This is a genomic window from Dolichospermum lemmermannii CS-548 (genome assembly GCF_028330815.1).
In the GTDB taxonomy this organism is placed as follows: domain Bacteria; phylum Cyanobacteriota; class Cyanobacteriia; order Cyanobacteriales; family Nostocaceae; genus Dolichospermum; species Dolichospermum lemmermannii.
The window spans coordinates 1-4,220 of sequence record NZ_JAQMTJ010000261.1; the positions used below are offsets into that span (position 1 = coordinate 1).

Consider the following 4,220-nt stretch of genomic DNA (forward strand, 5'->3'; position numbering starts at 1 on the left):
AAAATTTACTTAAATCTAGGCTGGTTTCCTATTAATTCTCAATAATTAATGTTTATTGAGAATATAGGCTCTTTCCAGAAAAGCCTCTAACCCTTTTGAATACTCATTTTTAGCTGGTTTTCTTACATCGAACTCAGGTTTAAAGCTGTTAGCTTAATGCTTAATGCTTAACAGTTTTGTCAACTATTACTGGGAGAATGTGATATGGGAATTAGATCCACACAATTATTTATATCGCTAGAGTTTCAGTTAGTGTATTCCCTGTAACTACCAATGCAAGAAACAGGTTTTACCATGATTATTAATTAGTAAATACTTTCGCTGATTTAGCCAGAAATCAGGTGAATTTATAGAAGTAATTAAACAATTCTTCAGTCCATAAACTTGTTATCATCCAGAAGGAGTTTGAAAAAAACAGTAGCAATGTTATATAATTGCGTAGTTTTGTCTAGATAATCTAGATTATTAATAGAGAAAACTGATTAATAATAATTTGCTTTTATTGTCCATGAATCTTGTGAATAAAACAGAAAAGACTTTTGCACTGACCACACCACTATACTATGTCAATGATGTCCCCCATATTGGCAGTGCTTATACAACTATAGCAGCGGATGTAGTAGCCAGATTTAATCGCTTGCAGGGGCATCAGGTGCTACTAATTACAGGTACAGATGAACATGGTCAAAAAATTCAGCGTTCAGCAGCGAGTTTAGGAAAACCACCACAGGATTTTTGTGATGAAATTGTCCCCAGTTTTGTCAGATTGTGGGATTTACTCGATATTCAATATGACCGCTTTAGTCGAACTACAGCACCCCGTCACCAAGCCATAGTTAAAGAGTTCTTCCAGCGGGTTTGGGAAAATGGCGATATTTACCAAGGAGAACAAAAGGGTTGGTACTGCGTTTCCTGTGAAGAGTTTAAGGAAGAACGGGATTTACTCGCAGATAAACACTGTCCCATTCATACTAACAAACAAGTAGAGTGGCGAGATGAGCAGAACTATTTCTTCCGCTTGTCTAAATATCAAACTCAGTTGGAGGAATTTTATCAATCTCACCCAGATTTTATCCAACCTGTCAGCAGACGAAATGAAGTTTTCAATTTTGTCACCCAAGGTTTACAGGATTTTTCGATTTCGCGGGTAAATCTTGATTGGGGTTTTCCCGTACCTGTGGATTCTCAACATACATTATATGTATGGTTTGATGCTTTGCTAGGTTATGTTACAGCATTGTTAGAACCAGATGCAGAACCAACCTTAGCTAATGCTTTACAAACATGGTGGCCGATTAATCTGCACTTGATTGGTAAAGATATCTTACGCTTTCATGCTGTGTACTGGCCAGCAATGTTGATGTCAGCGGGATTACCTTTACCAGACAGGGTATTTGGACATGGTTTTTTAACTAAAGATGGTCAAAAAATGGGCAAGACTTTAGGTAATACTCTTGATCCTATCGCTTTGGTGGAAAATTATGGTAGTGATGCCGTTCGTTATTACTTCCTTAAGGAAATCGAATTTGGGAAGGATGGCGATTTTAATGAAATTAGGTTCATTAATGTTTTGAATGCAGATTTAGCAAATGATTTAGGTAATTTGTTAAATCGGACTTTAAACATGGTGAAGAAATACTGCGCTAGTCAAGTACCGTCCATTAGCCATTCAGACATTCCATCGGAAAATCCTTTGAAAGCGATAGGGTTACAGTTGGGAGAAAAGGTGAAACAAGCATACACAGCATTAGCTTTTAATGAAGCCTGTCACTATGTTTTATCTCTGGTGCAAGCCAGTAATAAGTTTATTGATGATCAAGCCCCTTGGTCATTATATAAACAAGGTAAACAGGAGGAAGTGGAAGCGGTGCTATATGCGGTTCTGGAATCTGTAAGATTAGCAGCTTATCTTCTATCCCCAATTATTCCTAATATCAGCAGTGATATTTATCAGCAATTAGGCTGGGGGATCAATTTTAATGAACAAAAAGAAAGTGCAATTTTAGCTCCTTTTTGTACCCACTCAACCTGGGGAATATTATCCGAACAACAAATATTGGGAACACCAAAACCAGTTTTTAAACGGATAGAAACATCAAAATAAAAGATTAATTTTGGGAACTGCGAATTTCTTAAAAAACCAAAGAATTCGGGGCTATTAATTACATCTTAATAGTAGATCAAGGAAGTAAATAATCAAAACAGTTTTACTGATGATTGAAGATTCCTGATGTATTAGCCCCGGAGACTTATCATTAGCAACTCTAATAAGCAGATAGTTAGAAATTTCTATCATCACAGGGATAACAACACAAGGTATGACAATAATGTTGAACAATTTTGAAAACGACTCAATATTTACGCCAGAACAAGTTTTGGAAAATCGGGGTCGGGTGGCTATCTTTATTGATGGCTCAAACTTATTTTATGCGGCGCTTCAACTGGGAATCGAAATTGATTATACTAAGTTATTGTGCCGTTTAACTGGTGGATCAAGGCTGTTACGCGCTTTTTTCTACACAGGTGTAGATCGGACAAATGAGAAGCAACAGGGCTTTTTGTTGTGGATGCGTCGCAATGGTTATCGAGTTATTGCTAAGGATTTGGTGCAATTACCAGATGGCTCTAAAAAAGCTAACTTAGATGTAGAAATAGCTGTTGATATGATGGCTTTGTGCGATTCCTATGATACCGCAGTTTTAGTCAGCGGTGACGGTGATTTGGCTTATGCTGTCAATTCTGTGAGCTATCGTGGTGTGAGGGTAGAGGTGGTGAGTTTGCGTTCTATGACTAGTGATAGTTTAATTAATGTGAGCGATCGCTATATTGATTTAGAAGCTATCAAAGAAGATATCCAAAAAACTCCCCGCCAAAGTTATCCATATCGGCCATTGTCTAGTATGGGCTTTTTAGACGATCATCGAGATAATAGTAGACATTTAGAAGTTCCAGAATAATGCAATATGCACAAGGTAGGGAGAATAGAAGACAAGATGCAAAACATCAAAGGGGATCTAAAAATCATTCTCCCCACTTCTATTCATTTTTTGGGTTGCGATTACCAACTAATTTGTTTTATCTGCCTTTGATCTTGTGTTTAGGTTTATGCTTGTCTGCTTGCGGTAATCCATCACCAACTCAATCAAAAACTGATAATCCATCTCCAAAGGAGGATGACACTAAGTTAACTTTTTTCGGTGTGGCTTTAGAACAGTTTGATGAGGTAGGGAGACCAATTTGGAAAGTTAAAGCCAAAGAAGCAAAATACACTACAGATAAGCAAATTGGTGAGGCAGAAAGTCCTCAAGGAGAACTTTACCAAGATGGAAAAGTTGTCTACCAAATTAAAGCAGATAAGGCTGATATTAAGCAAGATGGTAAGCAACTTTTTCTTAAAGGTAAAATTGTAGCTACCGATCCCCGCAATGGAATTGTTTTCCAAGGTAATGAGTTAGAATGGCGACCTCAAGAAGATTTATTGATTGTTCGCAATCAGTTAAATGGTAGTCATAAACAATTACAAGCTGTAGCTCAAGAAGCAAAGATCAAAACTCGTGAACAACGGGTAGAATTTTCAGGGGGAGTATTCGCAAAATCCACAGATCCACAGTTGCAAATGCGAACTGATCATTTAATGTGGCATATTAAGGAGGAGAAATTATTTAGCGATCGCCCAATCCAAATAGAAAGATATAAGGATAACAAAATCACTGGACGTGGTAACGGTAATGCCGCAGAAATTAATTTAAAAACTCAAATTGCCATTCTCCAACCACAGGCAAAATTAGAGTTATTAGATCCATTGATACAAATTATTAGTAACTCAATTACCTGGAATATTAAGAAAGAAAATATCACCACAAATTCTCCCATTCGGATATTCCAATCTGCTGAAAATGTCACTGTCACTGCTAATCAGGGACAAATGAAAATACCAGAAAATAAGGTATATCTCACTGGTAATGTGAATGCAGTTGGGCAACGTCGTCAGTCTTTAAAATCAAATCAACTTACTTGGTATTTAGATAAAAAATTGTTAGAAGCGCAGGGAAATATCGTTTATCGTCAAATTGAACCAAAATTAACTTTCCAAGGGGAAACAGCCGTCGGTAATTTAGAAACAGAAAATATTGTTGTCAAAGGTGGTAATTCTGGACGCAGAGTGGTAACAGAAATCATCCCCCAGGAAGGAAGGTAGGGGGAGTAGGGGGAGTAGGGGG

3 protein-coding genes are annotated in these 4,220 nt (G+C 37.3%); all 3 read left to right on the forward strand.

Annotated elements, in window-relative coordinates; translation table 11 throughout:
* The first annotated feature begins 508 nt into the window (after positions 1–508).
* Positions 509–2,104: a methionine--tRNA ligase gene (gene metG, locus PN450_RS17590; protein ID WP_271837073.1), complete on the forward strand. Its 1,596-nt coding sequence runs from the start codon at positions 509–511 to the stop codon at positions 2,102–2,104.
* 223 nt (positions 2,105–2,327) lie between these two features.
* On the forward strand, positions 2,328–2,957 hold the full coding sequence (locus PN450_RS17595) for a LabA-like NYN domain-containing protein (protein ID WP_148760765.1): 630 nt from the start codon (positions 2,328–2,330) through the stop codon (positions 2,955–2,957).
* Complete coding sequence (gene lptC, locus PN450_RS17600; protein WP_210422294.1) at positions 2,957–4,198, forward strand: LPS export ABC transporter periplasmic protein LptC; 1,242 nt, start codon at positions 2,957–2,959, stop codon at positions 4,196–4,198. The genes PN450_RS17595 and lptC overlap by 1 nt, the downstream gene beginning before the upstream one ends.
* Positions 4,199–4,220: the final 22 nt, after the last annotated feature.

Excerpts from the sequence above, each read along its gene's own strand:
- metG (WP_271837073.1), top strand. The coding sequence starts at position 509 with ATGAATCTTGTGAATAAAACAGAAAAGACTTTTGCACTGACCACACCA.
- PN450_RS17595 (WP_148760765.1), top strand. The coding sequence starts at position 2,328 with ATGTTGAACAATTTTGAAAACGACTCAATATTTACGCCAGAACAAGTT.
- lptC (WP_210422294.1), top strand. The coding sequence starts at position 2,957 with ATGCAATATGCACAAGGTAGGGAGAATAGAAGACAAGATGCAAAACAT.